We start from the raw sequence: 16,391 nt of genomic DNA, 5'->3' as shown, positions 1-16,391 counted from the left end.
AAAACGGCCATGATCGAGACCTGGCGTCGTCTACTGGACCCCGCCAAGTCCTGGGTGCTCTTCGCCAACGGAACCTGCGTCATCTTGATGGAGCCGACCGACGATCTCGGCCAGCAGGCGACCTCGCTCTTACGGGAGTACGGTCCCGTTCACGCGGGCACCCCGGCCGGAGACTTCGACATCGTTGACCTGGACGACGCACCCGGTTGGGCCGTAACCGGCCATCATCCCGACGTTCTCACGTACGTCGATCCCAGCGAGTTGGAGAACCACGATGATCTCACGGTCGGCCTCTTCGGCCGTAGCAAGCGCGATCAAGACGGGCACGATTTGATCGTCATTCACATCGAAGATAAACACACCGCCTGAGGCAGAGCCAGATTGAGATCTCCCTTGGAGCCCTAACCTTCGGCTGACCAGCTCACCCCCCACAAACCGGCCCCATCGTCCATGGAAATCCATGACTCTCCGTAGCTGTTGTTAGCACACCCGTTAGCAAGATCAACTGCGCGCTCAGCCCGGATCGGTCACACTGGAGGCATGGATGCGAAGGGATACGGAGAAGTCCGCCCTTACGTCATGCCCGACACGTTGGAAGAGCTCACCGGGCCCGTCAGGGGTGTCATCGTGCTTCCCCATCACCTCGGCTGGGGACCAAGGCGTAGCTGCGACCTGGAGCAGACCGCCGATGCCCAGCTGATGTATATGCGGGTGATCCGGGAAAGTGCCACGCCGGATGACCTGCGGCGCTTCCTGAACGCCTCGCTCCTGCGGGCCCTCTGGCCCGAGTTGGTCCTGCCTCCACAGGTTCGCGCCCTGTGGACCAGCCGTTTCCCCGAACTGCAGCGTCAAGCCGCATAAATGGACAACTGCCGCCCGGGAAGTGCTGGCCCGGCTGCGGATGCTGCATCCACAGTTGACGCTGATATGGGGCGACAGCGCCTACGCCGGGGTTCTGGTGGGCTGGGTCCGCCGTTTCCTCCGCCTCACCTTGAAGATCGTGACCAAACGGCCTGGCCAGACCGGGTTCAAAGTACTCGCGAGGCGAAGGATCGTCGAAAGAACGCACCCCTGGATGATGAACGCCCGCCGCAACGTGATCTTCGAGCGCAAGCCCTCGCACAGCGAAGCTCACCTGACCGTAGCCGCGATCACGCTCATGACCAGGCGGTTGACCAGGAAAAGGCCGCAGGCGTGGACCCGGAGGCCGGCATCCACTCCGCAGGCCGCCTGAGAGCGCGCCGTTGCCCACGAGGCGGTGCCGTCGCCGCCCAGATCGCTCCTACATCGATCTGCGCGACAACTATGCAGAACCTTGGTGGGTACGTTGAGTGTGCCGTTCCGCCACTCGTTGATCACCAGTCGTCGGTGATGAGGTGTTTGGGCGGGGCCGTGATCTTGACAGGTTTTCCCCATCCTCGGTAGATGATGTTCATCGTCATGGTGTAGGTGTCGCCGCCCTCCGGCCGGGTGAACCTCATGATGGCGTGGAAGCGTCGCGGCAGATGGTCCGGGCCTACCCAGAGTTTCCAGGTGATCGGCCCGCCATACACGAACTCCTCCTCCCGGGTGCCGAAGTACATCCCAGCCTGCCTCTCATCCAGCTTGGGAACCGTCACCGTGCCACTGTGAAGGGTCGTCTTCGCTCCCTCGAAAGTTCCGCCGTCGGTGCTGGTTGTTCCGTGGGAGGCGCCCAGTTTGAGGAAGCCCGGGTTGATCCCGTTGATCAGGTCCTCTCCCCAGATGACCCCGGGGAGGTTCCGCCCGCCGTAGGTCCATTTCCCCACTGTCGAAGGCGACTTCCAGGTGTACTTGCCGTCTTTGGAACGCACGTAGGCCTGCGAGTAGAAGTCCGGGCCGATGCTGATTTCCCGGGACCGGCCTGTCCCTCCTGGTTCATGGGAGATCGTCGTGGTTTCGGTGGCGTACACGCCTGAAGCACTGAAGCGGTACGCACCGGACGCCCTGATGTCCCAGGTGGCTGGGGGCCCGCCGCGTCGCTTGACGGAGAAGCGCACGCTGCTTTTCTTCGCGAACTGCTTCTTGATCGCTTTAACGACCGAGTCGAGAGTCTCCGATTCGGGTGCCGCGCGCACGGCGCCGCCGGGAATCGTGACGCTCAGCAGGCTGGCCACCACCAGCACGACGCTCATGCGTTTCATGCGCTGATCATCACAGAGGATGATCTCCATCTCATCACGGCAAGGCGCTGGGCTGGCCATCATCCGACTGTTGCGTTCACCGGTTGCTAGAAAGCCCCACGGGCCCTCCTGGCTGACGGGAAACGATCGCTTCCGTCCGTGATGTGCGATGAATTGCCCCATGGGCCCATCGGCAATTCAGCTCCACTAGTGTGCACTCCCCAACTACAGCTGACTGATCAACGGTGCAGGTTCAGAGACAACCTCCCAGAGGTCTTGGAAACCGGGGAAGAACGAGCTATCGGAAAAAGACCCAAGCCGAGTTCGGCAAGGCCGGAGTGACCGGCACCGACGTCAGGGACGTCGCCAGCCCCGAGACCCCTGACGATCCCCCGCGTTCCTCACGTTCAAGGCCGGACGGACTGCCAGGGCTGGATCAGTCCCGCTCCCGAGGGGAAGACCTGGGTGCTCCTCTCCGAGGACGAGAAGACCCGTCCCTTCCTGCATTCCGGCGGGATCGATCTCGCCGGTCCAGAGACGCTGAAGGCGATATTGGGCACAACTGATATCAAGCGACCCGGCGGCACCTACGACAACACCCGTACTACTGTCTACCAGGGGACGCTCACTTTCAGCCAGCTTTACAAGGCGTCGGCCGCGTTCCGGGCTCAGCACGACGGGAAGTACGCAAAGACCGAACTCTCGTGGCGGCTGTGGCTCGGAGAGGACCAGTTGGTGCGCAGGGTCCGTACCTCCCTGCCCGAAGGCTCGGCAAGCGCCTGATCTCCCACGTCGTCGACGCTCGCCTGACCGGGTGGGGCGCCAAGACAGACATCGCGGTCCCCTCCGCCGACGAGACAGCGGGACCGGACGACTGGAAAGACTCCCGGTACTGAACCTCGCCGCCGAAAGACCCATGTCAGCTCGATCCCGAGATCGTCCTATAGTCAGGCCAGTTCCGGCGTGCCCATCAGCTTGCCGAGATCGGTGACCGCCGTCCGGAGTTGGCCGGTCAGCGACTCGCCGTCGTCCGTGGACCAGCCGAGGGCGTACCCGGCCCTGGCCCAGTTCGCGGTCAGTGGCGGAAGGCGGCAGCCGGCCGCGGCGAGTTGCCGGACGATCTTGACGTCCGGCAGGCCGGCGAGCACCTCCACCGGGGCGACGTTCCGGCGGACGATGCCGGAGGCCAGCAGAAAGCGCACCTCGGCCCGGCGGGCGCGGGGTGGGCGGTCCGCCGCGAGCGGCCGGCCCAGCGCCAGGTGCGCCTGGTCGAGGTAGAGGTCGCGGCCATGCACCGCGGACACCAGTTCGGTGATGTAGTCGCCTGCCGGTCGTATCGTCCCCTCCAGCAGGACGGGGCGGCCGCCGTCGAGCTTCACCTCGACGTGCAAGATGGCCGATTCGACCTGCCAGGCGGCGATCAGGTCGTGGACGAGCGCGCTGACGGCGGCGTCGGGGCGTTCGGCCTGGTCGGTGGTGTGGGCGACTTCGAGAAAGCCGGTAGGGCCACCTGTCTGCTTGCGGGTCAGCGAGCAGAAGACCAGCTCGCCGCCCCGCACCACGGCCTCGACGCTCGCCTCCGCTCCGGGCAGGTACTCCTCCACGATGCCGGTACGGCTCGGCGAGATCGCCCGTACTCGCGGCCACCGGTCCAGCGCCTCTTCGACACTGTGTACGGCGAACACGGCGGCACTCGCGGAGGCGTCCGGCGGCTTCAGCACCGCGGCCTGGACTCCGGCGGCGAAGAAGCGGACGAGATCGTCGGGGCCGGTGACGGCCGAGTGCCGGGGGCCGGTCAGGCCGTGCCGCTGACCGGCCCAGCGCTGGCGGATCTTGCTGCGGGCGATGCGCGCCGCGCCGACTCCCGGACCCGGCAGGCCCAGTTCCCGCGCCACTGTCGCGGCGGTGATCAGCGATCCCTCGGCCAGCGTGGTCACCCCGTCGTGGCTGGCCGCCATCCGTACTAGCGACTCCACATCGGCCTTCTCATCGCGGACCTCGACCGGATGGAAACGATCGACGGCGTGCTCGAAACCGCCGCCGCTGACCCCGTCCGCGAGGGTGACCGACAGGCCGGCGCGCAGCCAGGCGGAAAAGGCCCACTCGCGGCGCGGGTCCGCACCGATGACGAACAACCTCACTGGCCCGCACTCCTAACTATGCCGATGACGAACAACCTCATCCGTCGCCGCTCCCAACTGTCCGGCCCGCGCTTTCGGCGAACCGGTCGAGGTTTGCGATGGTGCTCTCCCAGAGCGCGAGGACGTCCGCCTCGCTGTAGCGTTCGGGCTTGTACCGCAGGGCCGCCCGCAGGCCGCCGACGTCGTCTTCCGACCAGTACGTCAGGAGAGCCCCGTCCGGCCGGCCGAGGTGGACAGGGAACTCCTCGATCTCGGTGCCGGCGAAGGCGGCCTGGCGCAGGGCGGGGCCCATCCGCCGTGGCTGGGCGTTGAACGAGATGTACGGCAGCGACATCGAGTGGGTGAACCATTCCGGCACGGTGTCCGCGACGACCAGCGCCCATGGAACGCGCGCCGAGTCCAGCGCCGCGACGACCGCCTCGCGGAACGACCGCAGCTGCTCCTCTGGGTCGGCATGCCTGCCCCGGTTGACGACGGCGACCTGGTCGGCGAACCAGCCCACCGAGCCGTGCAGGTCGGGGCGGGGACGACCGGCGACCGCCATGATCGTCGCGGCGGGGAAATGATCACCCAGTTCGGCCGACGCCGCGTCCAGGGCGGCCAGGACGAGCTGGAGCCGGGTCAGCCGGAACCGCTTCGCGGCCGGCAGCAGGCGCTCGTACGAGTCCACGTCGAGCTGCCGCTCGATCCGCGGGACATCGGCCTGGTCAGCAGGCCCCTGGTCGGCGGTCCTCTGGTCGGCGGTCCCGCGGCCGACGGGCCTCCGCTCGACGGTCCCCCGGTCAGCAGGCCCCCTGTCGGGGAGGAGAACGTGCCGAGCGAGCTTCCGGCGCAGGTTGAGGCCGGCTGTGGACTCCAGGTAGTCGTTCTGGCGTTCCACCCAGCCGACGTACGCGGCCGGCGCCGGGGGCAGGTTCCCGGTCGACGCACCGATCTCCAGGTCGTAGAGGCGGTACAGGTCGCCCAGGAGGATCCGCCGCGACCACGCGTCAGAGACCAGGTGGTCGGTCACCAGCCCGAGCAGCGTCTCCGCGGCATCCGGAAGCGGGATGGCGACCAGCCGGGTCAGCGGTCCCCGCTCTATGTCGAACGGCCGCTCGGCCTCCCGCACCAGCGCCTGCCGAGCGTCGGCGAGGCGCGGCAGCCGTACCAGGTCAACCGGGTCGGCCGGGTCCAGCCGCCACAACGGCTTGTGCGGGTCGAAGGACGTGAGCAGGATCGGGTGCCGCCGTTGCAGCCGGAGCCAGGCCAGGTTCAGCGCGGAGAGGTCCAGTGAACCGCGTACGCGCAACGCGGAGATCGTGTGCTGCGGCCGGTAGAGCCCGGCCTCCGCGTCCTCGACCAGCCGGAGCAGGCGGCTGCGCTGAGTCCACGACGGGGTGATCGGGCCGGTCACCCGAGGCTCCGGTCGGCGAGGTAGCGGGAGATCTCTTCGACGGTGGGGTGGTCGAAGACCAGACCGTACGGGATCTCCGCTTCCAGCGCGTCCTCCAGCCGGGCGGCGATCTCCATCGCGGACATCGAATCGACGCCGAGCTCGAAGAGATCCGCGGTGAGCGAGATCGATTCGACGCCCAGGACCCGTCGGCAGGTTTCGACGACCAGCACGTTCCCCCCAGATTCGCTGGGCTTAACCGAGGCCGGGGCCAAGGCCGGGGCCGGGGCGCTGGCCTGGGAGCGCAGGTCCGTGCGGTCGATCTTGCCGTTCGGCAGCAGTGGCAGGTCCGTACGTACGACGAACTCATCCGGAACCGCCGCGGCCGGCAACTCCCGCAGAACCGCCTCCCGCAACACCCGAACCGGCGGCACGGCCGGTTCCCCCACGAGATAGGCGACAAGCCGTGCATCGCCCGCGACGACCACGGCGGCCTCCCGGACGCCGGCCACACCGCGCAGCACCCGTTCGATCTCTGGCAGTCGCAACCGGACTCCGCGCACCTTGACCTGCTGGTCCAGTCGGCCGAGCAGATGCAGCAACCCTCGCTCGTCCCACCGCCCCAGGTCGCCGGTGCGGTACACCTGCTCACCCGTGGGACCCGTCTCGAACGTACTGTCCGTGCCGAGGTAGCCCAGTGACCGATACGGCGTTGTCAGCACCACCTCGCCGACATCATCGGGCTCCCAGGACCCCGGCCGCAGTACGCCGACCGAGCACCCGGGCAACGGCCGCCCGACCGGCAACGGGCCGGTGCCCGGCTCGTCGGGCACTTCGAAAGCGCACTGGGCAAGGGTGGTTTCCGTCGGCCCGTACAGGTTGACCACCCGGCAGCCGGGCGCCACCCGGCCGCGCCAGTCGTTCACCAGCTCCGCGTGCAGCGGCTCCCCGGCGAAGAAGGCGACCCGCAGGGTCGGCACGGCGGTGTCCACGGCGGCGGTCGCCAGCCACCGCCGGACCAGCGACGGAACCGTGTGAACCAGCGTGATCCCGTACGTCCGCGCGAACGAGAAGACCCGTCCGGCGTCCCGCGACCGCGATCCCGGCAGGCAGAGTGTGGCGCCGCTGATCAGCGAGGTGAAGATGTCGCGCAGCACCACGTCGAAGGACCAGCTCGTCAGTTGCGCCATACGGTCGCCCGGCCCGACCTCGAAGGTGTCCCGCTGCCAGCGGAAGAAATGGGCCAGCGAGTCGTGCGCGCCCAGCACCGCCTTCGGACGCCCGGTGCTGCCGGAGGTGAAGCAGAGGTACGCGGGCGAGCGGGCGTCCAGCTTGGCGGGCTCGGCAAGCGGCGCCACCTGGTCCGGGACGGCCATCGGCCGGGTCTGCCCAGGCTCGAAGAGGCCGTCCGCGCGGACCAGAAAGCGCGCCACGCTGGTCATAGAGTCACGGAGCTCCGGCGACAGCACCGGATCGATGGGGAGGATCACGCAACCGGCGTAGAGCGTGCCACGGCATGGCGGCCCTGGACGCCTTGGGCCGCGTGTCGACAGACTTCGCCGTCTCCCTGCTCGACCAGGGCTTTGTTCCGGCATACTCGACCCTGCTCGGCCCAGACCAGCCGTGGACGATGGTCCCGGTCACCGCCACCGAAGGCGGCCGCCTCAACGACGGCTTCCGCGCCACGGTACGACTCAGACACCGCTAAGCACCCTGTCCAAATCACACTATTTCCCCACAAGTTACATCTGGTCACTACCATTTCCCGATGTGTCCCCTGAGCATCACCACACGACAGCCGTCTTCGTCGACCAGAGCGGTCGCCGGCGACGGCTGATCATGATCGGCTCGACCGCGTCCGGCGTGCTGGCCCTCGCGCTGCTCGCCGTCGTCATCGGCGGCTTGTTCTCCAACACGACGCTGTCGGTGACCGGGTGGCCGGGCGATCAGAAGGGCGGGATGGGCAGCACGGCTTCGCCCGACCCTTCACCGACGCCTCGGACGAGCCGCACCAAGCGACCCACCCCTTCGGTGACCCGCATCTCGTCGCGGCCCACTCCAAGCAGCACCCGGTCCGCCGTACGGTCGCAGGACCCTGCGACCGTACGGACCCCGTCGTCGTCGCCCAGCGTGAAGCCGAGCACGGAACCGGCACCGGAGCCGACCACCGAGCCCACGGTCGGGCCCACAGTCGAGCCCACCGACCTACCCCCGGGCCAGAACAAGACGCCGCCGGGGCTCGACCCGGACCGGACCAAGGGGCCGAAGAAGTGAGCGACCTGGCCGACCAGGGCAAGCAGGTCTGGCCGCGTCCGGCGGTCGCCGCCTGGCAGGATCCCACTTCGGCCCAGGCTGAGCAGGACCGACCGATCGCGCCCACGCCCCCTTCCGCCAAACGAGCCGACCCAAGAGGGCACTGGTTCCTGCTGGCCATCGGCATGCTGCTGGCGGCCGGCGCCCTCGTACTCAACGGGTACGTGACCAACGTCGTCGGCGAGACTCGCGCCGCTCCGCCCGCCACCGACCACCCTTCCGCACAGCTGGCGGAGATGCGGCGGGGCGGACCCGTGCTGAACCTCACGGGCAGCGAGCCCTCCAGCGCGCACCTGCCGAACAGGACGATCGCTCTCACCTTCGATGACGGCCCGGACCCCGCCTGGACGCCGGCGGTGCTCGACGCCCTGAAGAAGCACGGTGCCAAGGCGACGTTCTTCGTCGTCGGCTCGAAGGTCGCGAAATACCCCGATCTGGCTCAGCGGATCGTCGCGGAAGGCCATGAGCTGGGCAGCCACACCTACACGCACGCCGAGTTGGCGACGGTTCCCGGATGGCGGCTCAGGCTGGAGCTGTCCCTGACGCAGAAGGCCCTGGCGGGAGCGACCGGGCTGCACACCGCTCTGGTCCGCCCGCCGTACTCCTCCACGCCCGAAGCGATCACGGGCCCGCAGTGGGAGAGCATGAAGGCGCTGGCGGCCGAGGGGTACCTCGTCACGCTGACGGATCTCGACACCAAGGACTGGAGCCGCCCCGGCACGCGGAAGATCGTGACCTCGTCGCTTCCGGCCGGGGGCCGGGGCGCGATCGTCATGATGCACGACTCGGGTGGCGACAGGCGGCAGACCGTCGAGGCCGTCGATCTGGTCCTGAAGGAGATGGCGGGCAAGGGCTACCGGGCGGTCACGGTGACCAAGGCCCTCGGCATGCCACCGGCACAGCAGCAGGCCGGCGGAGTGGACCGGTTCGTCGGCTCGGCCTTGAACGTGGCCCAGCGCGTATCCGGATGGTTCACCGACGCGCTGATGTGGGTGCTCGTCGCCGCGGGCGCGCTCACGCTGGCGCGGCTGGTCTTCTTCGCCGTGCTCGCGTGGGTGCATGCCCGCCGTACCAGAGGTGGAAAGCGGCGAAGGGGACGCGCGCCCGCGTGGCCCGCGCCCCCGCCGGTGACGGTGATCGTGCCCGCCTACAACGAGGCGGCGGGGATCCAGGCGACGGTACGCTCACTGGCCGACACCACCTACCAGGGCCGGTTGGAGATCCTCGTCATCGACGACGGTTCGACCGACGCGACCGCCGAACTGGCCGCCGAGCTGGGATTGGCCAACGTACGGGTGATCCGGCAGCGCAACGGCGGCAAACCCGCGGCGCTCAACACGGGCATCGCGGCGGCCGGGCACGAGTTGCTCATCATGGTGGACGGCGACACCGTCTTCGAACCCGCGACGATCGGCCACCTGGTACGCCAGCTCTCCGACCCCACGGTCGGCGCGGTGAGCGGCAACACCAAGGTCGGCAACCGGCGCGGCATGATCGGGCGCTGGCAGCACATCGAGTACGTCATCGGGTTCAACCTCGACAGGCGCGCCTTCGAGCAACTCGACTGCATGGCGACCGTACCCGGCGCGATCGGGGCGTTCCGGCGCTCGGCGCTGGTGGCGCTGGGCGGCGTCAGCACCGACACGCTGGCGGAGGACACCGACCTCACGATGGCACTGTGCCGGGCCGGATGGCGGGTGGTCTACGAGGAGAAGGCCCTGGCCTGGACCGAGGCCCCGACCACGCTCGGCCAGCTGTGGAAGCAGCGCTACCGCTGGTGCTACGGCACCATGCAGGCGATGTGGAAGCATCGACGCGCCGTGCTCGACCAGGACCCGTTCGGCCGCCGCTGCCTCGGCTACCTGGCGCTGTTCCAGGTGCTGCTGCCGCTGCTCGCACCCGTCGTCGATCTCATGGCGATCTACAGCACGGCCGTGGGCGATCCCCTGCCGGTGGTCGCGGTGTGGGCCGGGTTCGTCGCGGTGCAGGCGGTGACCGGCTGGTACGCGCTCCGCCTGGACGGCGAGCGCGCCTCGGCCCTGTGGGTGCTCCCTTTGCAGCAGTTCGTCTACCGCCAGCTCTTGTACCTCGTGGTGATCCAGTCATTGGCGACCGCGGTGCTGGGCGTACGGCTGCGCTGGCACACGGTACGCAGGGAGGGCACGTTCAGCGCACCCACCGCTCCCGGTCTCTTGCGCTGACGGCTTGACTCTTCCTCTGTGGGAGACCCCATGCTGCACACACCGATCGCCCGGCTACCGAGGAGAGCGACATGACCACCGTGCACGGCATCGAGGGCCGTGGCCTGCAGCACTGCGAGACGACGGCCCTGGGAGTGTTGCTGCGGCATGAGGGACTTGATCTGTCCGAGCCCATGCTGTTCGGGCTCGGCTCGGGCCTGTCCTTCATCTACTGGGACAGCAAAAGCATGCCGTTCCCCTTCCTCGGCGGGCGCGTCAAGCCCTTTGAACTCACCAGAAACCTGGCTGCCAGGCTCGGGCTGACGCTGTCGGTCGATGAGACCACCTCACTACGCAAGGCGTGGGAGAACGTGGCCGCCCAGATCGACGCCGGTCGTCCGGTCGGCCTCCAGCTCGACTCCTTCCACTTGGCCTACTTCCAGTCCAAGGTGCACTTCGGCGGCCACATCGTCGCCATGTACGGCTATGACGAGCACGATGCCTACCTGGTGGACACCGCGCAGCAGGGAGGGGCCGTACGTACGAGCCGGAACAGCCTGGCCATGGCGAGGGCCGAACGAGGCCCGATGACCGCCAGGAACCGCTCGTTCTCCATCACCCTGCCGGCGCACGCGCCCTCCTGGCAGGACCGGATCATCCCCGCGATCAAAGCCTGCGCCGACGCCTTCCTGGCCCCTCCCATCGCGAACCTGGGCCACCGCGGCATCGAAAAAGCCGCGAGCCAGGTGCCCAAGTGGCTGCTGCGTACGGACGATCCGCAGCGTGACCTGCCGCAAGCCGCCGTACTCATGGAGAAGGCCGGCACCGGCGGCGCCCTGTTCCGCGCCCTCTACCGTGATTTCCTCGGCGAGTGCGCCGAACTCATCGACGATGACCGCCTGCGCACAGGTCACCGGCTGTACGCCGAGGCCGCCGCCTTGTGGACAAGCGTGGCCGAGTGGATCGCGAAGGCCGGAGAGAGCGGCGACGCGGCGCAGCTTGAGCAGGCCGGCGCCATCCTCCACGACCTTTCACGGATCGAGCGGGACGCCATGCACGTGCTGAGTGAGCTCTAACACCCGCCGCGGCCCTCCACCAAGACGGCGAAACCATCGAGATGGCGTGCGAGGGCGTACTCGAACAGTCCGTTCAGGTCCGACGCCGCTTCCTCTGGGATCGCGGCCAGCAGTGGGAAGCGTCCGCTGTGGAGGAGTTCGTCGGTTCGCTTCCGCTGGGCCAGCCACCAGCGGTCGAGCGTCACGCCGGTCTCCTGCTCCGCTTCGACCTCATCCGCCATGGACAGAGCGATGGTGAGGACCAGCGTGTGCAGCGTGAGCGCCTCTTGGATCCCGGTCGCCGCGGGCAGCCCGAGCCCGTCGAGTGCGCGCAGGGTCCACTCTGTGTGCTCCATCATGTTGGGGACGAGCGACGGGCGAGTGAACGAGATGGCCCTCGGCAGCCAGAGGTGTCGCCGGCACAGCTCCCACTGACTGCGAGAGATCAGTTCGAGCTTGGCTCGCCACCCCTCCGGCCCCGGGATGGGCAGATCCGGTTCGCCGAAGGCTTCGTCGACCATCTGCGTCACCAGCTCGTCCTTGTTCGCCACGTGCCGGTACAGCGACATCGGACCGACGCCGAGCTCGGCCGCGAGTCGCCGCATGGAGACGGCGTCGAGTCCCTCGGCGTCGGCGGTCGCGATGGCGGTGCGGAGAACCTGCTTCCGGTTCAGCCTGGTGATGCCGCCCTGACGCGGCTTCAGTGACGCGCTCGGGCCGGTCGGCTGCTGCCGGGCCGCGCGTGCGCTGACCACCGCGCCAGAACCGACCTTCGTCTCGACCAGCCCGTCGTCGCGGAGCGTCGCCATCACTTTGGTCGCGGTCGCGACCGCGACGCCCCATCGCTGGGCGATCTGCCGGATGGACGGCATCCGCTCGCCGGGCCGCAGGTCGCCGGTCAGGATCCGAGTACGGATCTCCGCGACGATCCGCCGGTATGGCGGGTCCGGTCGCTGCGTTGACGACGACATGTGCCCCCGATTCGTTTGGTGAGATCGCTACAGTGTACTAGTTCGATCGCTACAACACTAGTTCACTTTATTTGTCTTAAGCGCAGAATAGTGCGGCTTTCATGCCCTGCGTAGCTACTCTGTACGCATGACACTTAATACACCGTACGCACCGGCCCGATCGGAGGACCCGATGTCCTTCTCGTTAACCGAAGTGCGGTCGTGGCATCGACCATTGATGATCATGGTGGCGGCGATGTCCGCGCTCATCGTCGTCGCGCTCTTCGGCCTCCTCACAGACGGCCGCGAGCTCATGCAGCAGTCGATCTGGGTGAAGCCGCTGAAGTTCGGGGTGTCGTTCGTCATCCATGGCGCGACGCTCGCCTGGCTGTTGCCGAAGCTTCGCAAGGCGAAGCGCACGATGTGGAACCTCGGAACGGCCTTGGCCGTCGCCGGGATGATCGACGTCGGCTTCATCGCGGTACAGGCCGCTCGCGGCACCTACAGCCACTTCAACACCGGCGCCGACACGTTCAACACGATCGGACAGGTGGTCTTCTCCACAGGCGTGGTCGGGCTGTTCGGGGCGAACCTGCTCATCGCCATCATGCTGCTGTTCCAGCGGATCGGTGAACCGGCACTCACCTGGGCCCTGCGTGCCGGGATCGGGCTGGCCGTCATGGGCATGGGGCTGGCGTCCTTCATGGTCGGGACGGCCAACAGGACGCCCCGGATGGTCGAAGATGCCTATGGGAACCCGGTCCCGCTGGTCGGGGGCCACGGGGTGGGGGTGCCCGACGGCGACGGCATGCCGATCACGAACTGGAGCACCGTAGGTGGCGACCTGCGCGTTCCGCACTTCATCAGCCTGCACTCCATGCAGGTGTTCGTCCTCGCGGTGCTGGTTCTCACCGCCCTCGCGGCCCGGGTCAGCTGGCTGCGTGGCGAACGCGCCCGCGCCCAGCTGACCGGGGTCGTCATCGTGGGCTACGCCGCGCTGTTCGCCATCACGGCGTGGCAGGCGCTGCGCGGCCAGTCGCTGATCCACCCTGACCCGGCCACGTGGATCGCGCTCGGGGCGTCGGTTGCCGTGACCGCCCTGCTGGCGGTGCTGGCCATCTTGGCGGCCCGCCGCAGGGAGATGTCACCCGCCCGCCATGGGCGCACGCCCAACGTGCAGCACCTGTCCGGCAACCCCCGCTAGACCCAGCAGGCATAAAGGCGTGGGCCGACCTCAGGGGCGAATCGTATGACCAGCTGAACCTGTATCCCGCCGATGTGCGCGGGCCGCTCACGGAGCTGCTTCACACCTGACCCCGGCGCGCAGGACCGGGGCGGGGCAATTTCTGAGTAGGGGTTACTCATGGCGTCCCCGAGATGTGCGTCGACACTCGGTCCATGCGTATCCGCCGGGTGATCATGCCGCTCGTACTGACCGTCGTCGCCGTCATGCTCGGTGCCCCACCAGGGCACGCCGCAGGGTCGGTCCGTGGTGACTGTGAGTTCCTCGGGAGCTCGCCCCTCTCGGTCGCGGAAGGCGGGCGGCCTCGGGCCAGGATCACCTTTGTCAACGACAGCCAGGAGAGCGGGTGGTTCACCGCCACGGTTGAGGCCGGGTTCCACTACTGGCACACCACGCCGTTCTACCGGCAGTTGTTATCCGCCGAGACAGGGCTGGTGCAGGGTGAGTTCGACCTGCCGCCGGCGTACGGCGAAGGCCTCGGCGAGGCGAGCGGCGTACGGATAAAGATCACCTCGACGCTGTCGGGCGACACCACCATCGGCACGTGCGCCACCCAGCTGAAGGTGCACACGGGCCGTGACTCCGACCAGGACGGGCTGCTGGACGACTGGGAGACCAACGGCATCGACTACGACCAGGACGGCACGGTCGACCTCGCGCTGAACCAGCCCCCGTACAACGCCGACCCGAACCGGAAGGACATCTTCGTCGAGCTGGACGCGATGTTCTGCGTGGCGTCGTACTGCCCGCGCTCCAGGGAGCTCGACCCGACCGCAATCGGCCAGGTGGTGGCCGCCTTCGCGGCGCACGGCATCACCCTGCACGTACGCACCGGCGAGCGGGCCGCCGAGGTGGAGCGGATCTCCTTCGACACCGACACCCCGGGCGCGTTGAACGACTTCGCCGACCTCAAGTTCGGCGACCCCGATCTGCCCTGCGACGGGAACTTCGGCGACGTGCTCGACCGGCTCTCACGCAACTGCGAGAACATCCTGGGCGCCAAGCGGCTGGTGTTCCGCTATGCCCTGTCGGCGCACGGACTGACCGGGCTCGGCACCACGTCGGGGCAGGCCGAGGTCGGAGACGACTCCCAGTTCACCGTCGATGCCTCCCGCCTCGGCCGCATCGCCCTGCCTGGCGGCAACGACTTCGTCATCACGCTCGGCGCTTGGGACAACAAGCGGATAACCGACAACGGCGGCCAGGTGGCGGCAGAGGCGGGCACGTTCCTGCACGAGCTCGGCCATACGCTCGGGCTCCAGCACGGTGGCATAGACAGCATCAACTGCAAGCCGAACTACCTGAGCGTCATGAACTACTCCTACCAGTTCCCCACGGCATCCACCGCGACCCGCCCCCTGGACTACCAGCCCCAAGAGCGCGCCCCCATGGCCGAGAACAACGGGCTCGACGAGGTGGGCGACGCCGTGCCAGGGGCCAGCGGGCGGACAGTCGTGTACGGGCTGGGAGGCGTCTGGAATACCACGCCGGCCAACAAACCGGTCGACTGGAACGGCGACGGCATCAAAGCGACGGGCCAGTCCGGGGACGTCAACCACATCATCCTGGGCCCCGACACCAAATCCTGTCCCGTCTCACTGGGCCAGACCCTGATCTCATGGAACGACTGGGAGCACCTGAACCTCAACTTCCGCGAGAGCCTGTGGTTCGAGGACGGCGCGCACAAGGGCGTACTCGGCCTGGGCGACACCGAGATCACCGCCGAGGCCGCGGCGAGTCTCAACCCACCGATCGACCTCACCGCCACCAAGACCGTGGACAGGCAGGACGCCTCTCCGGGCGACATACTCACCTACACCGTGAACGTGGGCAACAAGGGACCCGCCACCGCCACGGCAGTGAAGATCGACGACACGATGCCCGACGGCACCGTCGTCCGCCGTACGACGCCCGACATCAAGACGGGGGACTCCGCACGGGAGACATTCACCTACGAAATCCCCTGTACGACTGCGGACGGAACGGTCCTGACCAACAAGGCGACAGTGTCCGGCACCAACGAGCGCGGATACGCCGAAACCGGCACCCTCTCCGACAACACCGCCGACGCGTCCACCACCGTACGAAGGCCGCTGATCGGCGTGGACGCCACCGCGCCCGCCACCGTCAACGCCGGCGAGGCCGCCGCCTATACCCTGACCTACCGCAACACCGGTGGCGCCCCCGCGCCCGCTGCCACGCTCACCGCGACGCTGCCCGCCGGCGTCTACTACAGCACCGCGCTCGACCAGGGCGCCGGACCCCGTCCCGGCTCCGTGACCAGGAACGCCGACGGCACCACCACGCTGCGCTGGAACACCGGCACGCTGCCCGCCCGCACCGGAACCGGCACGATCGTGTTCACCGCGCGACCGAGCCTGCTGCTCCTGGAGGGGGCGAAGATCACCGTACCGGTCTCGCTGAGCGTCGCCGGCTCGGGTCCGTGCCCGATCAGCCCTGTCACCGCTACGGCGGAAACCCAGATCACGACCGTCTCCCCGAGCCACGACCCCAGGCTGGTCACATTCTGGGCACTGCGGCCCGACCTGCGCACCACCGAGACGCTCGCCCGCGTCCAGGCCACCGACAGCCGCTTCGACGGCGCCGACGGCTCGGCCGCCGACGGCATGCTCTCCCGGCCGGAGTCCTCCGCGGTCCTCACGCTGCCGGTGACGCAGCCGCGCACGCTGCTGGCCGAACTCCTGGCCACCCAGCTCAACCTGGCCACCCGCCGGATCAACGCCGACACCGCTGTCGACACTCTCACCGCGCGCGCCCTGGGGTTGACGACGGTGGGCGACGCCGTCCGCCACGCCCAGGCCACCCTCACCCAGCCACCCACGCTGGACAACCTCATCCGCTACACGAAAGCCACCCAACTGCTCGCCGAGATCAACTCAGGTCTGGCGGTTTAGTACGCCTAGCCGGCCTCCCCGCGCCAGCTAGGGCACTCACCTTGCGAGTCAGGCGAGGGCCGGGTAGTGCGACCCAGG

At 68.3% G+C, this 16,391-nt stretch carries 15 protein-coding genes; 10 read left to right on the top strand and 5 right to left on the bottom strand.

From position 1 onward, the window contains the following. Window positions 1-9: 9 nt before the first annotated feature. From AB0C30_RS54185 to AB0C30_RS54175, 3 genes are all read left to right on the top strand, one after another. A complete protein-coding gene (locus AB0C30_RS54185) occupies window positions 10-369 on the top strand; it encodes a hypothetical protein (RefSeq protein ID WP_357959661.1) in 360 nt (119 codons plus the stop codon). A gap of 171 nt (window positions 370-540) precedes the next feature. Beyond that, a complete protein-coding gene (locus tag AB0C30_RS54180; protein ID WP_357959658.1) occupies window positions 541-861 on the top strand; it encodes a hypothetical protein in 321 nt (106 codons plus the stop codon). 22 nt (window positions 862-883) lie between these two features. Beyond that, window positions 884-1,234, top strand: coding sequence for a hypothetical protein (locus AB0C30_RS54175; RefSeq protein ID WP_357959655.1), 351 nt, complete (start codon window positions 884-886; stop codon window positions 1,232-1,234). Between the two features lie 121 nt (window positions 1,235-1,355). Here AB0C30_RS54175 and AB0C30_RS54170 read toward each other — a convergent pair whose 3' ends face one another. Next, window positions 1,356-2,192 carry a hypothetical protein gene (locus AB0C30_RS54170; RefSeq protein WP_357959652.1) on the bottom strand — a complete coding sequence of 279 codons (837 nt, stop codon included), beginning with the start codon at window positions 2,190-2,192 and terminating at the stop codon, window positions 1,356-1,358. A gap of 414 nt (window positions 2,193-2,606) precedes the next feature. Between AB0C30_RS54170 and AB0C30_RS54165 the strand changes: the two genes are divergently transcribed. After that, window positions 2,607-2,924, top strand: a complete 318-nt coding sequence (locus AB0C30_RS54165; RefSeq protein WP_357959649.1) for a hypothetical protein — start codon at window positions 2,607-2,609, stop codon at window positions 2,922-2,924. Window positions 2,925-3,088: 164 nt separating this feature from the next. On the opposite strand, the gene AB0C30_RS54160 is transcribed toward AB0C30_RS54165, so the two are convergent. Genes AB0C30_RS54160 through AB0C30_RS54150 form a run of 3 tightly spaced genes read right to left on the bottom strand, consistent with a single transcriptional unit; the run spans window position 3,089 to window position 7,147 of the window. After that, window positions 3,089-4,282, bottom strand: coding sequence for an ATP-grasp domain-containing protein (locus tag AB0C30_RS54160; protein WP_357959646.1), 1,194 nt, complete (start codon window positions 4,280-4,282; stop codon window positions 3,089-3,091). 37 nt (window positions 4,283-4,319) lie between these two features. Next, window positions 4,320-5,678 (bottom strand): condensation domain-containing protein, encoded by a 1,359-nt coding sequence (locus AB0C30_RS54155; RefSeq protein WP_357959643.1) that lies wholly within the window; start codon window positions 5,676-5,678, stop codon window positions 4,320-4,322. Then, window positions 5,675-7,147 (bottom strand): AMP-binding protein, encoded by a 1,473-nt coding sequence (locus AB0C30_RS54150; protein ID WP_357959640.1) that lies wholly within the window; start codon window positions 7,145-7,147, stop codon window positions 5,675-5,677. The genes AB0C30_RS54155 and AB0C30_RS54150 overlap by 4 nt, the downstream gene beginning before the upstream one ends. Before the next feature lie 26 nt (window positions 7,148-7,173). Between AB0C30_RS54150 and AB0C30_RS54145 the strand changes: the two genes are divergently transcribed. The 4 genes from AB0C30_RS54145 to AB0C30_RS54130 all read left to right on the top strand — a co-directional run bounded on the left by AB0C30_RS54145 (window position 7,174) and on the right by AB0C30_RS54130 (window position 11,226). After that, window positions 7,174-7,365: a hypothetical protein gene (locus AB0C30_RS54145; RefSeq protein WP_357959637.1), complete on the top strand. Its 192-nt coding sequence runs from the start codon at window positions 7,174-7,176 to the stop codon at window positions 7,363-7,365. A 62-nt stretch (window positions 7,366-7,427) separates the two neighbouring features. Next, window positions 7,428-7,931 carry a hypothetical protein gene (locus tag AB0C30_RS54140; RefSeq protein ID WP_357959634.1) on the top strand — a complete coding sequence of 168 codons (504 nt, stop codon included), beginning with the start codon at window positions 7,428-7,430 and terminating at the stop codon, window positions 7,929-7,931. Beyond that, window positions 7,928-10,171: a bifunctional polysaccharide deacetylase/glycosyltransferase family 2 protein gene (locus AB0C30_RS54135; RefSeq protein ID WP_357959631.1), complete on the top strand. Its 2,244-nt coding sequence runs from the start codon at window positions 7,928-7,930 to the stop codon at window positions 10,169-10,171. The genes AB0C30_RS54140 and AB0C30_RS54135 overlap by 4 nt, the downstream gene beginning before the upstream one ends. A gap of 71 nt (window positions 10,172-10,242) precedes the next feature. Beyond that, the gene (locus AB0C30_RS54130; protein WP_357959629.1) at window positions 10,243-11,226 is read left to right on the top strand and encodes a BtrH N-terminal domain-containing protein; all 984 of its coding nucleotides are present in this window, start codon (window positions 10,243-10,245) and stop codon (window positions 11,224-11,226) included. Here AB0C30_RS54130 and AB0C30_RS54125 read toward each other — a convergent pair. Continuing rightward, window positions 11,223-12,176, bottom strand: coding sequence for a GntR family transcriptional regulator (locus AB0C30_RS54125; protein WP_357959626.1), 954 nt, complete (start codon window positions 12,174-12,176; stop codon window positions 11,223-11,225). The two genes, AB0C30_RS54130 and AB0C30_RS54125, sit on opposite strands and share 4 nt — an antisense overlap. 217 nt (window positions 12,177-12,393) lie before the next feature. Here AB0C30_RS54125 and AB0C30_RS54120 point away from each other — a divergent pair, with 217 nt between their 5' ends. After that, window positions 12,394-13,359: a hypothetical protein gene (locus tag AB0C30_RS54120; RefSeq protein ID WP_357959623.1), complete on the top strand. Its 966-nt coding sequence runs from the start codon at window positions 12,394-12,396 to the stop codon at window positions 13,357-13,359. A 194-nt stretch (window positions 13,360-13,553) separates the two neighbouring features. Beyond that, entirely contained in the window at window positions 13,554-16,313 is a 2,760-nt protein-coding gene (locus AB0C30_RS54115) for a hypothetical protein (protein ID WP_357959620.1), read from the top strand. Window positions 16,314-16,391: the final 78 nt, after the last annotated feature.

Origin of the sequence: Nonomuraea sp. NPDC048901 (assembly GCF_040649695.1) — a bacterium.
Lineage (GTDB): Bacteria > Actinomycetota > Actinomycetes > Streptosporangiales > Streptosporangiaceae > Nonomuraea.
This window is presented reverse-complemented; position numbering and strand designations above follow the sequence as displayed.

Bases quoted from the DNA above. Each gene is read 5' to 3' on its own strand.
- AB0C30_RS54120 (WP_357959623.1), top strand. From the start codon at position 12,394: ATGATCATGGTGGCGGCGATGTCCGCGCTCATCGTCGTCGCGCTCTTC.
- AB0C30_RS54125 (WP_357959626.1), bottom strand. From the start codon at position 12,176: ATGTCGTCGTCAACGCAGCGACCGGACCCGCCATACCGGCGGATCGTC.
- AB0C30_RS54180 (WP_357959658.1), top strand. From the start codon at position 541: ATGGATGCGAAGGGATACGGAGAAGTCCGCCCTTACGTCATGCCCGAC.
- AB0C30_RS54130 (WP_357959629.1), top strand. From the start codon at position 10,243: ATGACCACCGTGCACGGCATCGAGGGCCGTGGCCTGCAGCACTGCGAG.
- AB0C30_RS54185 (WP_357959661.1), top strand. From the start codon at position 10: ATGATCGAGACCTGGCGTCGTCTACTGGACCCCGCCAAGTCCTGGGTG.
- AB0C30_RS54170 (WP_357959652.1), bottom strand. From the start codon at position 2,192: ATGGAGATCATCCTCTGTGATGATCAGCGCATGAAACGCATGAGCGTC.
- AB0C30_RS54115 (WP_357959620.1), top strand. From the start codon at position 13,554: ATGCGTATCCGCCGGGTGATCATGCCGCTCGTACTGACCGTCGTCGCC.
- AB0C30_RS54145 (WP_357959637.1), top strand. From the start codon at position 7,174: ATGGCGGCCCTGGACGCCTTGGGCCGCGTGTCGACAGACTTCGCCGTC.